This window comes from Actinocorallia aurea, assembly GCF_054783995.1.
Genome location: NZ_BAAGPQ010000027.1, coordinates 305858 through 323904, shown reverse-complemented (window position 1 = coordinate 323904; position 18047 = coordinate 305858). Strand labels below are relative to the sequence as shown.

Annotated in this window: 19 protein-coding genes; 7 read left to right on the top strand and 12 right to left on the bottom strand. The window is 71.6% G+C overall.

All coding sequences use genetic code 11. The annotated features are described in order from the left end of the window. Nucleotides 1-88: 88 nt before the first annotated feature. Together ACYVOM_RS31000 and ACYVOM_RS30995 are read right to left on the bottom strand one after the other, a co-directional pair. Nucleotides 89-700, bottom strand: a complete 612-nt coding sequence (locus ACYVOM_RS31000) for a hypothetical protein (protein WP_460307095.1) — start codon at nt 698-700, stop codon at nt 89-91. Further along, nucleotides 697-1359, bottom strand: a complete 663-nt coding sequence (locus tag ACYVOM_RS30995; RefSeq protein WP_460307094.1) for a biliverdin-producing heme oxygenase — start codon at nt 1357-1359, stop codon at nt 697-699. Before ACYVOM_RS30995 ends, ACYVOM_RS31000 begins: the two co-directional genes overlap by 4 nt. Before the next feature lie 146 nt (nt 1360-1505). On the opposite strand from ACYVOM_RS30995, the gene ACYVOM_RS30990 reads away from it, so the two are divergent. Continuing rightward, nucleotides 1506-2327 (top strand): hypothetical protein, encoded by an 822-nt coding sequence (locus tag ACYVOM_RS30990; protein WP_460307093.1) that lies wholly within the window; start codon nt 1506-1508, stop codon nt 2325-2327. A 59-nt stretch (nt 2328-2386) separates the two neighbouring features. Here the strand turns inward: ACYVOM_RS30990 and ACYVOM_RS30985 are convergent, their stop codons facing one another. Then, the gene (locus ACYVOM_RS30985; protein ID WP_460307092.1) at nt 2387-2689 is read right to left on the bottom strand and encodes a DUF2470 domain-containing protein; all 303 of its coding nucleotides are present in this window, start codon (nt 2687-2689) and stop codon (nt 2387-2389) included. Nucleotides 2690-2789: 100 nt separating this feature from the next. On the opposite strand from ACYVOM_RS30985, the gene ACYVOM_RS30980 reads away from it, so the two are divergent. The 4 genes from ACYVOM_RS30980 (at nt 2790) to mgrA (ending at nt 6865) form a co-directional block, all read left to right on the top strand. Beyond that, nucleotides 2790-3761: a WxL domain-containing protein gene (locus ACYVOM_RS30980; protein WP_460307091.1), complete on the top strand. Its 972-nt coding sequence runs from the start codon at nt 2790-2792 to the stop codon at nt 3759-3761. A gap of 85 nt (nt 3762-3846) precedes the next feature. Beyond that, on the top strand, nt 3847-4761 hold the full coding sequence (locus tag ACYVOM_RS30975; protein WP_460307090.1) for a WxL protein peptidoglycan domain-containing protein: 915 nt from the start codon (nt 3847-3849) through the stop codon (nt 4759-4761). Nucleotides 4762-4804: 43 nt separating this feature from the next. Then, nucleotides 4805-5827: a hypothetical protein gene (locus ACYVOM_RS30970; protein ID WP_460307089.1), complete on the top strand. Its 1023-nt coding sequence runs from the start codon at nt 4805-4807 to the stop codon at nt 5825-5827. Between the two features lie 9 nt (nt 5828-5836). Next, entirely contained in the window at nt 5837-6865 is a 1029-nt protein-coding gene (mgrA, locus tag ACYVOM_RS30965) for an L-glyceraldehyde 3-phosphate reductase (RefSeq protein ID WP_460307088.1), read from the top strand. A 58-nt stretch (nt 6866-6923) separates the two neighbouring features. Here the strand turns inward: mgrA and ACYVOM_RS30960 are convergent, their stop codons facing one another. The 7 genes from ACYVOM_RS30960 to ACYVOM_RS30930 all read right to left on the bottom strand — a co-directional run bounded on the left by ACYVOM_RS30960 (nt 6924) and on the right by ACYVOM_RS30930 (nt 14272). Further along, nucleotides 6924-7751, bottom strand: coding sequence for a shikimate dehydrogenase (locus ACYVOM_RS30960; protein WP_460307087.1), 828 nt, complete (start codon nt 7749-7751; stop codon nt 6924-6926). Continuing rightward, nucleotides 7748-8893, bottom strand: a complete 1146-nt coding sequence (gene mltG / locus ACYVOM_RS30955; RefSeq protein WP_460307086.1) for an endolytic transglycosylase MltG — start codon at nt 8891-8893, stop codon at nt 7748-7750. Before mltG ends, ACYVOM_RS30960 begins: the two co-directional genes overlap by 4 nt. Next, a complete protein-coding gene (gene ruvX, locus ACYVOM_RS30950; protein ID WP_460307085.1) occupies nt 8890-9348 on the bottom strand; it encodes a Holliday junction resolvase RuvX in 459 nt (152 codons plus the stop codon). The genes mltG and ruvX overlap by 4 nt, the downstream gene beginning before the upstream one ends. Further along, nucleotides 9345-12014, bottom strand: a complete 2670-nt coding sequence (alaS, locus tag ACYVOM_RS30945; RefSeq protein WP_460307084.1) for an alanine--tRNA ligase — start codon at nt 12012-12014, stop codon at nt 9345-9347. Before alaS ends, ruvX begins: the two co-directional genes overlap by 4 nt. Next, on the bottom strand, nt 12001-12402 hold the full coding sequence (locus tag ACYVOM_RS30940) for a hypothetical protein (protein WP_460307083.1): 402 nt from the start codon (nt 12400-12402) through the stop codon (nt 12001-12003). The genes alaS and ACYVOM_RS30940 overlap by 14 nt, the downstream gene beginning before the upstream one ends. Then, the gene (locus ACYVOM_RS30935; protein ID WP_460307082.1) at nt 12399-12797 is read right to left on the bottom strand and encodes a DUF948 domain-containing protein; all 399 of its coding nucleotides are present in this window, start codon (nt 12795-12797) and stop codon (nt 12399-12401) included. The genes ACYVOM_RS30940 and ACYVOM_RS30935 overlap by 4 nt, the downstream gene beginning before the upstream one ends. 170 nt (nt 12798-12967) lie before the next feature. Further along, a complete protein-coding gene (locus tag ACYVOM_RS30930) occupies nt 12968-14272 on the bottom strand; it encodes a replication-associated recombination protein A (RefSeq protein ID WP_460307081.1) in 1305 nt (434 codons plus the stop codon). 80 nt (nt 14273-14352) lie between these two features. On the opposite strand from ACYVOM_RS30930, the gene ACYVOM_RS30925 reads away from it, so the two are divergent. Continuing rightward, a complete protein-coding gene (locus ACYVOM_RS30925) occupies nt 14353-14931 on the top strand; it encodes a TIGR03086 family metal-binding protein (protein ID WP_460307080.1) in 579 nt (192 codons plus the stop codon). A 60-nt stretch (nt 14932-14991) separates the two neighbouring features. Here the strand turns inward: ACYVOM_RS30925 and ACYVOM_RS30920 are convergent, their stop codons facing one another. Together ACYVOM_RS30920 and ACYVOM_RS30915 are read right to left on the bottom strand one after the other, a co-directional pair. Then, nucleotides 14992-16230 carry a DUF349 domain-containing protein gene (locus tag ACYVOM_RS30920; protein WP_460307079.1) on the bottom strand — a complete coding sequence of 413 codons (1239 nt, stop codon included), beginning with the start codon at nt 16228-16230 and terminating at the stop codon, nt 14992-14994. A gap of 74 nt (nt 16231-16304) precedes the next feature. Next, nucleotides 16305-17072, bottom strand: a complete 768-nt coding sequence (locus tag ACYVOM_RS30915) for a peptidylprolyl isomerase (RefSeq protein ID WP_460307078.1) — start codon at nt 17070-17072, stop codon at nt 16305-16307. Between the two features lie 270 nt (nt 17073-17342). Between ACYVOM_RS30915 and ACYVOM_RS30910 the strand changes: the two genes are divergently transcribed. Further along, entirely contained in the window at nt 17343-18041 is a 699-nt protein-coding gene (locus ACYVOM_RS30910) for an MBL fold metallo-hydrolase (protein ID WP_460307077.1), read from the top strand. The last annotated feature ends 6 nt before the right edge of the window (nt 18042-18047 follow it).

Genomic DNA, 18047 nt, shown 5'->3' with positions numbered 1-18047 from the left:
GCGTGCTCGGCGGCGGGCCTGCCCCCGCAGCCCGCGGCCAGGGCGCGGGCGAGCGCGGCGGTGCCCCACCGCCGCGCCCGCACAGCGGTCACGCCGCCGCCTTGCGGCGGCGGGCGAGCAGGATCCCCCCGCCCGCGAGCACGACGACGGCGGCCGCGCCGAGGCCCGCGTACAGGGCGGTGTCCGATCCGCCGGCCGCGGCCTCGGTCGTGAACGTCAGCGGGACGCGCACGTCGGCGGTGCGGTCCTCGGTGCGGGTGTGGTCGGCGCGGGTGACGACCGAGCACAGGTCGACGGTGCAGTCGACGTCCTCGCCGATCTTCGCGGCGACCTTGATCCGGACCTCGAAGGAGCCGTTCCGTCCGTACTTCTCGGCGAGGTCCTTGCCGTAGGGGGGCGGGTCGTCGGAGATCCAGTGGGAGCCTCCGCCGAGCCCGGAGGTGTCGGCGCCGCCTCCGCACGGGGTCGGGGCCCTGCCGTCGCCGAGGTCCTTGCAGAAGGCGACGTAGATGCCTTTGGAGGTGTCGTAGTCCTCGCCGGTGATGGTGATCGTCTGGCCGTCGGCCACGGTCGTCGTCGAGACGGTCAGCTTCTGGCCGCTCTCGCCCGAAGCGGTTCCGGTCTCGGCGTGGGCCGTGCCGGGGAGGACGGCGAGGGAGGCCGCGGCCAGCGCGCTCAGCAGGGCGGAGGCGCGTCTCACGCCGCCTCGCCCCAGGTCATCGCGCCGAGTTCGGCGAACAGCGCGGTGTTCAGCCGGTAGGCCTCGCGCACCTCGGCGACGACGAGCGCACGGCCTTCGGCGTCGAAGGGCGCCTCGTCGATGAGCGCGCGGTAGGCGTCCTTGAAGGGCTTGGGCTTGGGGATGCGGTCGAAGCGGTAGAAGGCGACGCCCTTGCCGTCGGCGAGCTCGTAGACGCGCTCCAGGGTGCGGCCGATGATGAGCCCGCCGGACAGGTCGCCGAGGTAGCGCGTGTAGTGGTGCGCGACGAAGCCCTCGGGCGTGTCGAACGCGACGGCGCGGATGCGCTCGGCGTAGGCGCGGGCGGCGGGCGAGTCGCCGAGGCGGTCGGCCCAGTCCGGCCCGTACAGGAACGCCAGGTCCTCTTCCAGGGCGGGGGTGCGGGTCAGCTCGTCGTGCACGAAGGGTCCGGCGACGGGGTGCTCGCGCATGGCCTCCGCGGCGTCCTCCAGTGCGGCGTAGACGGGGTGCAGGCGTGCGGTGAGCGCGGCGAAGGCGGCGATCGGCAGCTTCCCGCCCATCAGGTCGCCCATGTACCCGGCGGACTCCGCGGCGGCGTGATCGCCCGCGCTGGCCTCGCGGAGCACCGCGGAGAACACCGCCTCAGGGGCCTGGTTCATTCGGAAATCTCCCTATTTGTCACGTTTTGGGGAAGTTTGACCTGTTCATCCCGGACGAGAAAAACCTTAGCTTAGGCTCACCTAAGAAACATAGGGCTGTGCGGAACACACCCGGCCACCCGACCTCACCCGATTGGTCTCTTCCCATGAGTACGAACCGCGCAGCAGCCTCCCTCGCCGCGGTCGGCGCGGCGTGCGCGCTCACCGTCTTCAACGCCTCGCCCGCTTCGGCCGGAGCCGTGCGCGTCTCCCCCTCCTCGGGCCTGTCCGCGACGGGCGCCAGCAGCGTCTCCATCAGCGGATCCGGCTTCGACGCGAAGGCGAACAACGCGTTCGGCGTGTACGTCGTCTTCGGCCCGAAGCCCGCGGACTACCACCTCGACGCGAACCTGTTCGGCGCCGCCAAGTGGGTGCACGTCGGCGGCGCGGGCGGCGGGGCGGGACAGGCCGAGATGACGGCCTCCGGCGGCTTCGACGTGACCCTTTCGGTACGCGCCCGTTACACGGACGGCAACGGCAAGAAGGTCGACTGCACCGTCACGCGGTGCTACGTCCTGACGTTCGCCGCGCACGGCGTCCCCGACCGCAGCCAGGACACCTCGACGCCCGTCTCCTTCGAGGGCGGGTCCACCGGAAGCGGCTCGGGGTCCTCGGATTCTTCCGGCGCCTCTGACTCCGCCGGATCCTCCGGCTCGGCCGGATCCGGCGCGTCGGGGACGTCGGGGGCATCGGCGAACGGAAGCGGGAGCGGGACGAGCCCCAAGCCGACCACCGGTGCGGCGCAGACCGGCACGGCGGCGCCCGTGGCCGGCGGCGCGGCCGAGACGGACGCGACACCCCTCGCCGCGGTCTCGGTGGCCTCGTCCGACGCCGGACCCGCGTGGCCGTTCTGGGCGGCGATGGCCGTCGCGATCGGCGCGGGCCTCGGCGCGCGCCCGCTGCTGCGCCGCGCGTTCGCCCGCGCATGAGACGGGTGCGCCGCGCACGGCCGGAGCCGCGCGCGGCGCACCGGCCCGCGCGGTTCGGCTCAGTGCCCCCTGGGCTCGACGCCGAGTTTCGCGCAGGCGTCCTGGTACATGCGCACGACCTCGTGCCGCACCTGGACCCGGTCCTTGAGCGGGGCGCTCCACGGCACCCGGACCTCGGCGTCCGCGCCGTCGACGACGGCGGTGAACACCAGCGCCTCGGCGTCCAGTCCGCTCACGCGGGCCGACGAGGGCTCGACGCCGCCGAACGCGCGGCAGATGAGGACGTTGTCCTCGGCGTGGTCGCCGTTCATGTGCGCGGCGATCGCCGTGACGGCGTCAGGACCGAAGGGGAGTTCGGACATCTATGGGGCTCCTTGACTCGACCGGACAGAACTCCGCTAAGTTAGCGGAAGGTTAGGTAAGGCTTACCTAACCAATATCCCCCCTCTGAAGGAGGAACACTTGCGCAAGCGCGCACTGCCCATCCTGCTGGGCGCCGGCCTCATCGCCGGACTCGCCTCCCCCGCCCACGCGGCGGGCGCCACGGTGAACGTCGACCCCACCACCGGGCTCGACCCCGCCGGGGCCACCATCAGTGTCTCGGGCTCCGGCTTCGACGCCAACGCCAACAACGGCTTCGGCATCTACGTCGGCTTCGGTTGGAAGGACACCTCCGCCAACTGGTACCTCAACGCGGGCGCCTTCCAGTCGGTGAAGTGGGTCCACAAGAACAACACCGCCCCGACCGCGGGCCAGGACAAGCTGAACGCCGACGGCAGCTTCGCCTTCGACCTGACCGGACTGAAGGCCCGGTACACCGACGGCGCGGGCAACGCCATCGACTGCCTCGTGACCCAGTGCTACGTCGTCACGATGGCCGCGCACGGCGCCGCCGACCGCTCCATGGACACCTTCACCCCGGTGACGTTCGCGGGCGGCGAGGTCGACCCGGGCGAGCCCGGCGGGGAGAACCCCGGCGGCGTCTCCGACCAGCAGACCATCACCACCGAGGTGACCGGCGAGGGCGCGCTGTCCCTGTCCGTCGCCGGCCCGAACGTCGCGCTGACCAGCGCGGCGCGCGGCGGCGCGGCCACCGGCGACCTCAACAAGGTGACCGTCACCGACACCCGCGGCACCGACGCGGGCTGGAACCTGGTCGGCCAGGTCGGCGACTTCACCTCGGCCGAAGGCGACACCATCCCCGGCTCGAACCTCGCCTGGACCCCGTCGGCCGCGGCCGTCGCGGACGGCTCGGCGGGCGTGGCCGTCCCCGGCCCCGCGGTCACCGGGCTCGACGAGGCCCGCACCCTCGGCTCCGCCGAGGGCGGCCTGTCCGGCGGCGTCTTCGACCTGGGCGCCGCCCTCGAACTGAGCATCCCGGCGGGCGCCGCGACCGGCACCTACACCGGCACGCTCACCCTGACCCTGTCCTAAGGACCGGGCCGCAAGAAAGGTGCGGGATGAGGACGATTACGGCGCCCTCATCCCGCACTCCCCGCATTCTCCCCGGAGTCCGACCTTGATCACCAACCTGGTGCTCGCCACCACCCTCGCACTCGCCCCCTCCCCCGGATTCAGCTGGTCGGTCCAGCCGTCCGGACCCGAAGGCCCCACGGGCCGCGACTACTTCAGCTACTCGGCCGGGCCCGGCGACACCCTCAAGGACACGGTCGGCATCACCAACCGCAGCACCGAGAAGCTGACCTTCAAGGTCTACGCGACCGACGCCTTCAACACCTCCGACGGGTCCTTCGCTCTGCTCACCGCCGAGAAGACGCCCGACGACGTCGGATCCTGGATCACGCTGGACAAGCGGACCTTCACCGTCAAGCCCGGCAAGCGCGTCGATGTGCCCTTCACCGTCAAGGTGCCCGAGAACGCCGCGCCCGGCGACCACTCCGGCGGGGTCCTCGCCGCGGTCACCCGGCAGGAGACGACCGGCGGCGGGCAGCAGGTGAACGTGGACCGCCGCGTCGCCGCCCGGCTGCACCTGCGCGTCAACGGGCCCACCACGACCGCGCTGAAGGTCGACCGCCTCACCGCCTCCCACGACGGGCCGCTCGTCGGCGATCGGACGGTGAAGGTGAGCTACCGCGTCACCAACACCGGCAACATCCGGTTGACGGCCAAGGCGCACGTCTCGGCCGAGGCCCTGTTCACCTGGCCGCAGGGCAGGGCCGCCGACCGCGAGATCCCCGAGCTGCTGCCCGGCTCGTCGTACACGTTCACCGACGAGATCACCGGGGTGCTGCCCGCCGGGCCGCTCCAGGCCGCCGTCCGGCTGACCCCCGCCGACCCGAGCGAGCTCACCCCGGCCCGGCTCGACTCCACCACGCGCTCCATCACGTTCTGGGCCGTGCCGTGGGCCGTCGTCGGAGCCGCGGTCCTCGTCGGCCTGCTCCTGGTGCGCCGTCGCCGTCCCGCACGCCGCTGACGCGCCCCGACCCTCATACCGTTCGCTCCGGAAGGTGAAGTAAGTGAAGTCGGTGCTGGTGGCCTCCCTGGCCCTGCTGCCCGTGAGCGCGCAGGGCGCGACCGTCGAGCTCGACCGGCAGGAGGTGGCCCCCGGCCAGACCGTCGCGGTCCGGCTCGCGGGCTGGCCCAGCGGGAACGTCTCCATCGAGCTGTGCGGCAACGAGGGCCGCCGCGGTACCGCCGACTGCGCGGTGGCCTCGTCCGCGACGACGTTCGTGGGCGCGCAGGGCAGCGCGACCGCCCTGCTCACGGTCGCCGAGCCGCCCGTCGGCTGCCCGTGCGTCGTCTCGGTGCGCCCGGTCGGCGGCGGGCAGGCCCGCACCGTGCCCGTCACGGTGAAGGGCGTGAAGACGCTCAGCGAGTCCCAGCGGGCCGAGGCCGACGCCGCGGTCTCGTCCCTGACGGTCACAAAGGTGGCGCTGGAGGGCGGCGGGCCTTCCGCGGCCTGGTTCGGGGGCCCGGCCGAGCGCACCCTCGTGTACACCGTGCACAACGACGGCGACCTCCCCGTCACCGACGCGCCCGTCAGTCTGGCCGTCGGCCGCGCGCCCGACCCGACGGGCATCCTCACCGCGCCCGCCATCGGGACGATCGAGCCCGGCGCGTCGAAGACCTTCCGCGTCCCGGTGAAGCTGAACGGCCCCGCCTTCGGCGCCTACCAGGTGCGCGGCGAGATCGAAGGGCAGGCCCGCGAAGTCGTCTTCACCGCCGAGACGTCCTCCTACCCGTGGACGTGGCCGGCCCTATTGCTCCTGCTCGTCGCCGCGCCCGGCCTGCGCCGCCCCACGCCCGCCGCACGGCCCGCGCCCGGTGCGCCGGCCACCGCGACCGTCGCCTGTCCGCACTGCGGCGGCGACCTTCACCTGAGCCTCACCGACTCCTTCCCGGCCGCGCCGGTCGCGGACGGTCCCGGCGGCCCTTCCGTGGCCGGCACCGACAAGGTGGTGGCCACCGCGCGTCCCGACACCACGGCGACCGCCGTCCTGCCCCCGCTCGGCGCCGAGGGCCGGGGACGGCGCGCCTAGACTGTGATCATGAGCTACCAGGCCGCGGAAGACCGCTACGACGACCGCCTCCCCTACCGCCGCTGCGGCAGGAGCGGGCTGAAGCTGCCCGCGGTCTCCCTCGGCCTGTGGCACAACTTCGGCGACGACAAGCCGCGCGAGACCCAGCGCGCGATCCTGCGCCGCGCCTTCGACCTCGGCGTCACCCACTTCGACCTGGCCAACAACTACGGCCCTCCCTACGGCTCCGCCGAGTCGAACTTCGGGGAGATCTTCGCCCAGGACTTCCGTCCGTACCGGGACGAGCTGCTCATCTCCACCAAGGCCGGGTACGACATGTGGCCCGGCCCGTACGGCGAGTGGGGCTCGCGCAAGTACTTGCTCGCGAGCCTCGACCAGTCCCTGAAGCGGATGGGCGTCGAGTACGTCGACATCTTCTACAGCCACCGGTTCGACCCCGAGACGCCACTGGAGGAGACGATGGGCGCGCTCGACCACGCCGTGCGCTCCGGCAAGGCCCTGTACGCGGGGATCTCCTCCTACTCGCCCGAGCGGACGGCCGAGGCCGCGGCGATCCTCCGCGATCTGGGCACCCCGCTGCTCATCCACCAGCCGTCCTACTCGATGCTGAACCGCTGGATCGAGGGCGGCCTCCTGGACACCCTGGAGGCCGAGGGCGCCGGCTGCATCGCCTTCTCGCCCCTCGCCCAGGGCGTCCTCACCGACCGCTACCTGAACGGCGTCCCGGCCGACTCCCGCGCCGCCCAGAACCGCTTCCTGCGCCCCGAGCACCTCACCGACGAGATCCTCTCCCACGTCCGCACCCTCAGCGCCCTCGCCGCCGAACGCGGCCAGACCATGGCCCAGCTGGCCCTCTCCTGGGCGCTGCGCGACCCCCGCGTCACCTCGGTCCTCATCGGCGCCAGCAGCGTCCGCCAACTCGAGGACTCCCTCGGCTCCGTCCGCAACCTCCCCTTCACCCAGGCCGAACTGGACGCCATCGACGCCGACGCCGTCGAAGCCGGCATCAACATCTGGTCCACGTCGAGCACCGCCTGACCGACGAAGGCCGGGCCCGCAGGAGCGGGACCCGGCCTTCGGCGTTCTGCGGCGCCGCCTAGCGTGCGGTGGACTCGCGGCGGGCGATCTCGGCTTCGCCTGCGGCGCGCATGGCCTCGACGGGGGCGTCGGGGCGGCCGGTCATGAGGGTGACCTGGCGGGCGGCCTGGTGGAGGAGCATGGCGAAGCCGTTGACGACGGGGGTGGACTCGGCCAGGGCGGCCTTGGCGAGGGCGGTGGGCCAGGGGGCGTAGATGGCGTCGAAGAGCGGGAGCCCGGAGGCTGCGACGGCGGGGGCGTAGGGGGCCGCGGCGTCGCCGGGGAGCGTTGACATGACCAGGTCGGCGGCCTTGAGGGCCGGTTCCAGGTCCGTCAGCGGGACGATCTCGGTCGGGAGGGAGAAGCGGGGGCCCACCTCGGCGGTTCCGGCGGCGCGGGCCGGGGTGCGGACGGCCAGGGCGGCGTGCCTCGCGCCGAGGAGCGAGGCCGCGGCCAGGGCCGAGGCGGCCGTGGCGCCGCCGCCGAGGACCACGACCCTGTCCACGGCCGTGACACCGCCCTCGGCGAGGGCCTGGACGATGCCGTGGACGTCGGTGTTGTCGGCCGACCAGCCTCCGCCGGGAAGCCGGACGAGGGTGTTGGCGCCGCCCGTCTTCACAGCGAGGTCGCTGCGCTCGGCCGCCGCCTCCAGCGCGACGCGCTTCAGCGGCATCGTCAGCGACAGGCCCGCGAAGTCCTCGGAGAGGAACGCCGCGAGGCCGTCCTCGGCGCACTCGTGCCGCTCGTACGTCCAGCCGTCGAGGCCCAGGGCCGCGTAGGCGGCCCGGTGCAGGACGGGGGACAGCGAGTGGGCGATCGGCGAGCCCAGGACGGCGGCGCGGGTCACGGCTGCGGGTGCTCCTTGAGCCACTTCTCGAACTTCGCCTTCATCTTGGCGAACTCCGCGTCGGTCTCGCCGAACTCGGTGACCTGGTGGATCGGGTCCACGGCGACGAAGTAGATCCACTGGCCGGCGGCCGGGTTCAATGCCGCCTCGATGGCGCTCAGCCCGGGGTTGCTGATCGGGCCGGGCGGGAGCCCCTTGTGGTCGTAGAGGTTGTACGGCGAGTCGATGTCGAGGTGGTTGTTGCGCACGTCGATGGTGCGCTGCTTGTGCGCGTACATGACGGACGTGTCGCACTGGAGCGGCATGTCGATCTTGAGGCGGTTGTAGATGACGCGCGAGACCTTCACCTGGTCCTCGGGCTTGCCCACCTCGGCCTGGATCAGCCCGGCCATCGACATGATCTGGGCGGGGGTCATGCCGTGCTTTTTGGCGCCCGCCTTCAGGTCGACCTTCTGGATCTCCTGCTTGAAGCGGTCCACCATCATCTTGACGAGTTCGGTGGCCGAGGCGTCGGGCGGCAGGTTGTACTGCCCGGGGAACAGGAAGCCCTCGACGTTGCCCTTGGCGTAGGCGGGCAGGCCCAGGTCCTTGTTCTTGATCTTCTTGAACTGCTTGAGCGGGATGCCGCTCTCCTTGGCCAGCTTCTGGTAGATCTCCGAGGCCCACAGCCCCTCGGGGATCGTCAGGATGTGCGCGCGGGCCTTCGGGTCGAGGATCAGCTCCACGGCCGAGGCCGCGGACATCTTCTTGCGCATCTTGTAGAAGCCGGGCTGGACGCCCTGGATGTCCGGCTCCTCCTCGGCAGCCTTGATGAAGGCCTTGCTGGACTTCACCACATCGGCCTCGAAGAGGGTGTCGGCGATCGCGGAGGTGTAGTCGCCCTCCTTGACCTCGATCGTCTGCTCGCCGGTGCCCTGGCCGTCGTAGTCCGGGGGCCGCATGAAGGTGTCGAGCTTGGTGTAGCCGAGGTATCCGCCGCCGCCGAGGACGGCGATGAGGAAGAGGACCGCGGCCATCGCGGCCGCACCTCCGCCCCGCTTCTTACGCTTGTCGCGTTTGCGCTGGTCGGTGCGGTCGGCCCTGTCGGTCCGGCCGGCCCGGCTGTCACGCCGGGTCTCCTCGCCCCAGAAGTCGTCGTTCACTCTCTCCCCTTGACGGGCACACCCGGCGGATTGCCGGTCAGCCGTTCGGCGTCGAGCGCCGCCTGGAGCAGCACTGTGGCCGCCGCCTGGTCGATCACTCGTCGCTGGTCCTTCGCCTTGGTTCCGCCCGATCGCAAACCGCTGGAAGCGGTCACGGTCGTCAAACGCTCGTCGTAAAGGCGTACCGTACCGAAGGGGAGTTTCCGTGCCAATCTAGTGGCAAATGCCCTGGCTGAGGCCGCGGCCGGCCCCTCCTTGCCGGAGAGATGGGCGGGCAGGCCCACGATCACCTCCAGGGCTTCGAATTCGGACACGAGCGCGAGGATGCGCGCGACATCGCCCCGCCCTGCCCTGACCGTCTCCACGGGGACGGCCAGGATGCCGGCGGGGTCGCTGCGGGCAACGCCAATACGGACACTGCCCACGTCGACCCCGAGCCGAACACCGTTCCTCACTCGGCGCCCACCTGGCGCTCCACCACCGCGAGCGCCTCCTCGATCTTGCCGGGGTCGGCGCCGCCGCCCTGCGCGAGGTCGTCCTTGCCGCCGCCACCACCGCCGAGCACCTTGGCCGCGACGCCGACGAGCCGGCCTGCCTTGTGGCCCCGCCCGCGTCCCGGCTCGTTCACGGCCACCACGACGACCGGACGGTCCTTGGGCACCGCGGTGATCATGACGACCGCCGGACGGCCCGCCAGGCGGTCCCTGACGTCGATGGCGAGCTTGCGCAGGTCGTCCGCGCCGACCCCGTCGGGGGCCCGGTGGCCGACGAACGCGGTGCCGTTCACGTCCTTGGCCTGCTCGGCCAGCCCCGCGGAGGCGGACAGGATCTGCTCGGCGCGCAGCCGCTCCAGGTCCTTCTCGGCCTCGCGCAGCTTGGTGACGATCCCGGCGATCCGCTCCGGCAGCTCCTCGCGGCGCGCCTTGACCTGCTCGGCGAGCTGGTTGACCAGCACGTTCTCCTTGGCCAGGAACCGGAACGCGTCCATGCCGACCAGCGCCTCGATGCGCCGCACGCCCGCGCCGATCGACGACTCGCTCATCAGCTTGACCACGCCGAGCTGGCCGGAGCTGCCCACGTGGGTGCCGCCGCACAGCTCGCGCGAGTACTCGCCGATCTCCACGACGCGGACCTCCTCGCCGTACTTCTCGCCGAACAGCGCCATCGCGCCCATCGCGACGGCCTCGGTCTGCGAGGTGGTGAACGCCCGCACCTCCAGGTCGTCGATGAGGACCGCGTTGACCTCGTCCTCGACGTCGCGCAGCACCGAGACGGGCACCGCGCCGGAGGCGGTGAAGTCGAAGCGGAAGCGGCCCGGCGAGTTCTCCGAGCCCGCCTGCGCCGCCGACTCGCCCAGCGCCTTGCGGAAGCCCGCGTGGACCAGGTGGGTGGCGCTGTGCGAGCGGGAGATCGCCTGGCGGCGGCCGCGGTCGATCTCGGCGAGCACGGTGTCGCCGGAGCGCGCCAGGCCGCTCTTGACGACACCGCGGTGCACGATCAGGCCGGGCAGCGGCGACTGCACGTCGTGGACGGCGATCTCCGCGCCGCCGAGGAACTTAATGACGCCCTGGTCGGCGAGCTGGCCGCCGCCCTCCGCGTAGAACGGGGTGCGGTCGAGCACGACCTCGACCTCGGTGCCCTCGGGCGCCTCGGCCACGTTCGCGCCGTGCACGAGCAGGCCGACGACGCGGGCCTCGGAGTCGTAGTGGCCGTAGCCGAGGAAGTCGACCTTGCCGCCGGTCTGCTCCAGGAGGTCGCCCAGCACGGAGACGTCGGCGTTGCCGGTCTTCTTCTCGCGGGCGTCGGCCTTGGCCCGGTCGCGCTGCTCCTGCATGAGGCGGCGGAAGCCGTCCTCGTCGACCGAGAGGCCCTGCTCGGAGGCCATCTCCAGGGTCAGCTCGATCGGGAAGCCGTAGGTGTCGTGCAGCTTGAAGGCATCCGCGCCGCCGACGGTGGCGCGGCCCGAGCGCTTGGACTCCGCAGCCGCCACGTCGAAGATCGACTCGCCGGTGCGCAGCGTGCGCAGGAAGCTCTCCTCCTCGGCGTCGATGACGGTGTGGATGTTGGCGGCGGTGCGGATCAGCTCGGGGTACTGCTCGCCCATCGCCTTGACGGCGGTGGCGGTGAGCTCGTGCATGAGGCCGCCCTCCTGCCCGCCGAGCAGCCGCAGTTTGCGGATGGCGCGGCGCAGGATGCGGCGCAGGACGTAGCCGCGGCCCTCGTTGGACGGGATGATGCCGTCGGCGACCATCATCATGCCGGAGCGGACGTGGTCGGCCACGACCCGCAGGGAGACGTCGTCGGTGGCGTCCTTGCCGTACTGGGACTTCGTGAGACCCGCGGCCCTGTCCAGGATCGCCCACATCGTGTCGGTCTCGTAGATGTTGTCGACGCCCTGCAGGATCGCCGCCATGCGCTCCAGGCCCATGCCGGTGTCGATGTTCTTGCCGGGCAGCTCGCCGCTGATGTCGAAGTCGATCTTGGACCGGACGGCGCTGAGCTGGAACTGCATGAAGACGAGGTTCCAGACCTCCAGGTACCTGTCCTCGTCGGCCTCGGGACCGCCGTCGCGGCCGTAGGCCGGGCCGCGGTCGTAGTAGATCTCCGAGCAGGGCCCGCCGGGGCCGGGGACGCCCATGTGCCAGAAGTTGTCGGCGAGGCCGCGCCGCTGGATGCGGTCCAGGGGCACGCCCACGTTCCTGTGCCACAGCTCGGCCGACTCGTCGTCGTCGTGCAGGACGGTGACCCAGAGCTTGTCCTCGGGGAAGCCGAAGCCGCCGTCGGCCTGGGACTTCGTGAGCAGCTCCCAGGCGAACGGGATCGCCTGCTCCTTGAAGTAGTCGGCGATGGAGAAGTTGCCGAGCATCTGGAAGAACGTGCCGTGCCGGGTGGTCTTGCCGACCTCTTCGATGTCCGGGGTCCGCACGCACTTCTGGCAGCTGGTCATCCGCGTCGCGGGCGGGGTGCGCTGGGCCAGGAAGTAGGGCTTGAACGGAACCATGCCGGCGGGCACCAGCAGCAGCGTGGGGTCCTCGGCGACGAGGCTTGCCGACGGCACCACGGTGTGGCCGTTCTGCTCGAAGTACCGCAGGTATCGGCGCGCGATTTCAGCCGACTCCATGTGTTCCGTCCTTGCTGTCGTTGTTGAAGGTGGCTTCGTTGGTGAAGGTGGCGTCTTTGTTGCTCTTGAGCTCCCGGCGGGGCGCGTCGACCTCGACGGCCCTGGCCCGCAGGATCCGGCCCCTGACCTGACCCCGCGGATCCAGCGGCGGGGCCTGGTCGAGTTCGATCGCCTCGGTCAGCTCGGCCTCGCGGACCGCCGCGTGGTACCTGACGTCCTCGGCGAGCTCCCGCACCCGGTGCCCGGTCCTGCGGCCCTGCTCCACCGCCTTCTCCGCGGCCATCACCGCGAGGTTCTGCGGGGTCAGACTCCGGACGAAGCGGACCGCCTTGCGCTGCGCGTACAGGGCCGCGCCCGCGCCCACGCCGACCCAGAACAGCCGCTTCATCGGCGCCCCTTGCGCTGCGCGGGGATCTGCGGCCGCGAGGGCTGGGCCTCCGGCCGACTGAGCGCTTTGCGCACCCCGTAGGAGAACGAGGCGGCCTTCACCAGGGGGCCGCTCACCACCGACGTCATCACCGTGGTCACCGCCGAGACGTTCTGGCTGACGCCGGCCACCTGCTTGGTGATCACGTCCGTGCGGTCGAGCTGCTCGCCCGCCTGCTCGACGGTCTTGGCCATGTCGTCCAGCAGGGGGCCCGCCTGCTCGCCCAGCTCGGTGACGAGCTTGGCCGCCTCCCGCAGCACCTTGGCCAGGCGCAGCAGCACCAGCGACACGAAGCACACCAGAATGGCCCAGAAGACGGCAACGATCAGACCGGCGAGCTGTCCACCGTTAAGCATCGAGGTCTTTCCAATCGGGATGCGGTCGCCCGGGCCGACTTCGCGCGGGAGACGAGCGGGCCCTCGCCCTCGAGAGAGCCGTTAGAGCGAGGTCTGAAGGGGGTAACCCTTACAGACCGACCTTACCGTGATCGCGCGGCGTCGGTGGTTACGCCCGGGTAGCCCGGCGGTCAACGGCCCCGCAGGACCTTGGCGATCCTCTCCAGGACCTCCGCCCAGCGCGATTCCGCGCCGTGCCGGGTCGGGCGGTAGTAGCGGCGGTCCTTCAACTCGTCAGGCGCGTACTGCTGGGTGACGACGCCGCCCGGATGGTCGTGGGGGTACAGGTAGCCCTTGCCGTGGCCGAGCTTCTCGGCGCCCTTGTAGTGGGCGTCGCGCAGGTGGTTGGGCACGTGGCCGACGTTGCCGCGCCGCACGTCGGCCATCGCCTCGTCGATCGCGGTGATCACCGCGTTGGACTTCGGGGCGAGCGCCAGGTGGATCACCGCCTGGGCGAGGTTGATGCGGGCCTCCGGGAGGCCGACGTGCTCGACGGCCTTGGCCGCCGCGATCGCCGTCTGCAGGGCCGTGGGGTCGGCCATGCCGATGTCCTCGCTGGCGTGCACGATGAGGCGGCGGGCGATGAAGCGGGGGTCCTCGCCGGCGACGATCATCCGGGCGAGGTAGTGCAGGGCGGCGTCGGGGTCGCTGCCGCGGATGCTCTTGATGAAGGCGCTGATGACGTCGTAGTGCTGGTCGCCGTCCCGGTCGTAGCGGACCGCGGCCTGGTCGACGGCCTTCTCCAGCACGTCGATCGTGATCTTGCCGTCTCCGACGAGGGCGGCGGCCTCCAGGTAGGTCAGGGTGCGCCTGGCATCGCCTCCAGCGAGCCTGACGAGCTGGTCCTCCGCTTCCGGGGTGAGATCCGCCTGGATGCCCCGTTCGTCGCTCAGCGCCCTTCTCAGGACCGCCCTGACCTCCTCGTCGCCGAGGGGCTGGAGCGTAAGGAGCAGCGAGCGGGACAGCAGGGGCGAGTTCACCGAGAAGAACGGGTTCTCGGTGGTGGCTCCGATGAAGGAGACCCAGCGGTTCTCCACGGCCGGGAGCAGCGCGTCCTGCTGCGCCTTGTTGAACCGGTGCACCTCGTCCACGAACAGCAGGGTCTGCCTGCCGGACATGCCGAGAGCGCGCTTGGCCTCGGCGATCGCGTCCCTGACGGCCTTGACGCCGTCGGACACCGCGGAGATCTCCACGAAGCGGCGGCTGGTGGCCCGGCTGACGACCGAGGCCAGCGTGGTCTTGCCGGTGCCCGGCGGGCCCCACAGCACCAGCGACATCGGCGCGTCCTGGTCCACGAGCCGACGGACGGGGGTGCCGGGGCCGGTCAGATGGGACTGGCCGACCACCTCGTCGAGGTTCCGGGGGCGCATCCGGACCGCCAGCGGCTCATGCGCGCGCCGCGCCTCCTCGGCGGGCTCATCGAACAGGCTGTCCATACCCGCGACACTATCCGGCGCAGTCCAGAACCGGCGTTGCGGTTGACAGAGCGCCTGTCCCGGCGGTCACCTTGTCCTCCATGACGTCCTCCGCCTCCGAAGAGCCCGGCGGCCTCCGCCGCGCCCAGGACCTCTTCGAGGAGGCGGCCTCCGCCGTACCCGCCGACGCCTGGGGCAACCCCTCCCCCTGCGCGGGATGGACGGCCAGGGACGTCGCCGGCCACGTCATCGCGATCCAGCACGAGATCGTCGCCCTCACCAGGGGCGCCGTCCCGCCGCGCGCGGCGGAGTCCCCGGGCCGCTTCGCGGGCCCCGACCCCCTGGCCTCCTGGCGCTCGGCCCGCGCCGCCTGCACCACCGCGCTCACCCCCGAGGCCCTGGACCGCCTCATCCCCTTCGGCGGCTTCGGCGAACTGCCCCTGCGCACCCTCCTGGACACCTACGTCCTGGAGCTCCTCGTCCACACCTGGGATCTCGCCCGGGCCGCCGCCGTCCCCGCCCGGCTGGACCCCGACCTCGTCCACCACGCTTTGGCCACCGCCCAGGTCATCGCCCCGGCCCTGCGCCGCGAGGGCCACATCGCCCCGCCGCTCACCCCTCCCCGCGGCGCCGGCGAACTCCCCCGCCTCCTCGCCTCCCTCGGCCGCTCCCCCGACTGACCGCGCAAAAGCCCGAGGGGCCGCGCACGGGTGTGCGCGGCCCCTCGGGTGAGGCGGAGGTCAGGCGGAGAACTCGGCGAGGGTGCGCTCGGCCTCTTCGAGCCAGGCGCGGCGGGCGGCGAGGGCCTCCTCGGCGTCCTTGACGCCCTTGGCGTTGTTCGCGCTCTGGGCCTTGGACAGCTTGGTCTCCAGCTGCTCGATGCTGGTGCGCAGCTGGGAGACGGTGGCCTCGGCGCGGGCGCGGGCCTCGGGGTTGGAGCGGCGCCACTCGGCCTCCTCGGCCTGGCGGACGGCGTCCTCGACCTTGCGCAGGCGGCCCTCCAGGCGGTCGCGGTCGGCGCGCGGGACCATGCCGGCGGCCTCCCACTTCTCCTGGATGGAGCGCAGCGACTGCTTGGCCTGGCGGAGGTTCTTCACCGGGACGAGGCGCTCGGCCTCCTCCAGGATCTTCTCCTTCACCTCGGCGTTGCCCGCGAACTCCGCGTCACGCTCGTCGAAGGCGGCCTTGCGGGCGTTGAAGAAGGTGTCCTGCGCGGCCTTGAACCGGCCCCACAGCTCCTCCTCGGCCTCCCGGGAGGCGCGGCCGGCGTTCTTCCAGCGGTTCATCAGCGCGCGGTAGGCCGCGGCGGTGTCGTTCCACTGGGTCGAGCCCGAGATCGCCTCGGCCTCGGCGACCAGGCCCTCCTTCTCCGACTGCGCGACGGACCGCTGGTCCTCCAGCGAGGAGAAATAGGCCTTGCGGCGCTTGGTGAAGGCGTTGCGGGCCGACGACAGGCGCTTCCACAGCACCGTCTCGGTGGCGCGGTCGATCCGCTCGGCGGCCTTCCACTCCTCCACCAGGACGCGCAGGCGCTCGCCGCCGTTCTTCCAGTGGGTCTCCTCGGCCGCGATCCGCTCGGCCTCGGCGACGATGCGCTCCTTGACCTCCTTGGCGGCGCCTCGGGCGTGGTCGCGCTGGACCTTCAGCTCCTCGCGCTTCTTGCCCGCCAGCTCGCCGAGCGCGTCCAGGCGCTGGACCAGGGAGTCCAGGTCGCCGACGGCCGCGGCGTCCACGACGGACTCGCGCAGCCGCTCGATGCTGCTGGACGCCTGCGCCGGAGCCAGGTCGGTCGTCTTGATCCGCTGCTCCAGCAGCGTGATCTCGGTGGCGAGCGAGTCGAACTTGCGCTTGAAGTAGGCAAGGGCCTCCTCAGGGGCGCCTGCCTGCCAGGACCCCACGACCCTCTCGCCGTCCGCGGTCTTCACGTAGACCGTGCCCTCTTCGTCGACACGGCCCCACGGATCTGTGGCGCTGGACACCCTTGCCTCCTGCGTCGTGGCCCGAACTGTCGGATTGGTGTTCCGGGCCTACCAAACACTAGCGCCCGTGGCGGCTAGTTCTTCTCGATCGAGATGCTCTTGATGTCAACCTTGGTCTTCGGCTTGCCGTCCCCGGCGGGCTCCGATCCGGCCTTTCCGACCTTCTCGACCTCCTCGATGCCCTTGGTGACGGTACCGAAGACGCTGTAGTCCGGAGGGAGATCGTCCCAGTCCTTGTAGACGATGAAGAACTGGCTGCCATTGGTGCCCGCCCCGGCGTTCGCCATCGCGAGGACGCCCTTCTTGTACACGGCGCCGTCGGTGTTCTCGTTGTCGAACTGGTATCCCGGGCCGCCGCTGCCGGTCGCCGACGGGTCGCCGCACTGCAGGACGTTCTCGGTGAGGCGGTGGCACTCGGTGCCGTCGAAGTAGCCCTCCGAGGCCAGGTGGGCGAAGGAGTTGACGGTGCAGGGCGCCTTCTCGCCGTCCAGCTCGAAGGTCAGGTCGCCGACCGTCGTCTTCACCGAGGCGTTCACCACGGTCTCGTACGCGGGCTTGGCGGGAGGCAGGCCGACGTCCTTGGACGCCTCGCCCGCCTCGGTGTACAGGCACTCGCCCGGGGCCGCCGTGGCGGTGGGCGCGGCGGCGGTCGTGTCGCCCTCGCCGTCGTCCTTGGTGACCCACCAGGCGACGCCGGCGACACCGAGGATCACCACGGCAGTGGCCACCGCGCCGCCGATGACGCTGCGCTTGCGCGCGGCCTTCGCCTCGGCCTCACGACGCGCCACCTGGCGCTCGTAGCGCTGCCGGGCGAGTTCCTTCTTGCGGTCCTTGCCAGCCACTCCGGCTGCCTCCTAGCCTTCCCCCGCCGTTTTCGTCCGAAGATCAGTGCACGGCATGCTATCGGTCCCCCGGGCACCTCTGTGCCTCGGGATCGGGCCCCGCCCGGCCCACGCGAACACGCCGATACGCGTTCGCGGGAGGGCACGGCCCCCCGGTAGGCTCGGGCTCACCATCCGTGTACACCGTTCTTCCGCGTACCGAATGGCGTGGATTTCCGTCCGTGCATCCAAGCGGTCCCCGTATAAGGGCCGCGTACAGAGAGGCCGACCGTGCTCGTCGCCGGGTTCCCCGCTGGTTCCTTCGCCACGAACTGCTACGTCGTGGCGCCCGCCGCCGGCGAGGAGTGCGTGATCATCGACCCGGGGCAGGACGCGACGGAAGGCGTCCAGGAGATCCTGCGGGAGCACCGGCTGAAGCCGGTCGCGGTGATCCTCACGCACGGGCACATCGACCACGTGTGGTCGGTCGCGCCGGTGTGCGGGGCGAGCGGCGTGCCCGCCTTCATCCACCCCGACGACCGGGAACTGCTGTCGAACCCGGCCAAGGGCTTCGGGGTGACCTCCGGCCAGCTGTTCGGCGGGCTGGAGCTGAGCGAGCCCGACGACGTCCGGGAACTGACCGACGGCGCCGAGATGGACCTCGCCGGACTGAAGTTCACCGTCGACCACGCGCCGGGCCATACGCCGGGGTCGGTGACCTTCAGGACGCCCCACACCGGGCAGGAGGACGTCACACAGGTGATGTTCTCCGGGGACCTGCTGTTCGCCGGCTCCATCGGGCGCACCGACCTTCCGGGCGGCGACCACGCCGCCATCCTGCGCAGCCTCGCCAAAGTGTGCCTGCCGCTTGAGGACACCACGGTGGTGCTGCCCGGACACGGACCACAGACGACCATCGGCCGCGAGCGCGTGACCAATCCGTACCTGTCGGATCTCGCGCCCGCCGAAGGACCCAAACGAGGCTTGTAACAAGTA

Coding starts and splice junctions, on each gene's coding strand:
- ACYVOM_RS30930 (WP_460307081.1), bottom strand. CDS start 14,272: ATGGACAGCCTGTTCGATGAGCCCGCCGAGGAGGCGCGGCGCGCGCAT.
- ACYVOM_RS30995 (WP_460307094.1), bottom strand. CDS start 1,359: ATGAACCAGGCCCCTGAGGCGGTGTTCTCCGCGGTGCTCCGCGAGGCC.
- ACYVOM_RS30925 (WP_460307080.1), top strand. CDS start 14,353: ATGACGTCCTCCGCCTCCGAAGAGCCCGGCGGCCTCCGCCGCGCCCAG.
- alaS (WP_460307084.1), bottom strand. CDS start 12,014: ATGGAGTCGGCTGAAATCGCGCGCCGATACCTGCGGTACTTCGAGCAG.
- ACYVOM_RS30935 (WP_460307082.1), bottom strand. CDS start 12,797: ATGCTTAACGGTGGACAGCTCGCCGGTCTGATCGTTGCCGTCTTCTGG.
- ACYVOM_RS30990 (WP_460307093.1), top strand. CDS start 1,506: ATGAGTACGAACCGCGCAGCAGCCTCCCTCGCCGCGGTCGGCGCGGCG.
- ACYVOM_RS30940 (WP_460307083.1), bottom strand. CDS start 12,402: ATGAAGCGGCTGTTCTGGGTCGGCGTGGGCGCGGGCGCGGCCCTGTAC.
- mgrA (WP_460307088.1), top strand. CDS start 5,837: ATGAGCTACCAGGCCGCGGAAGACCGCTACGACGACCGCCTCCCCTAC.
- ACYVOM_RS30985 (WP_460307092.1), bottom strand. CDS start 2,689: ATGTCCGAACTCCCCTTCGGTCCTGACGCCGTCACGGCGATCGCCGCG.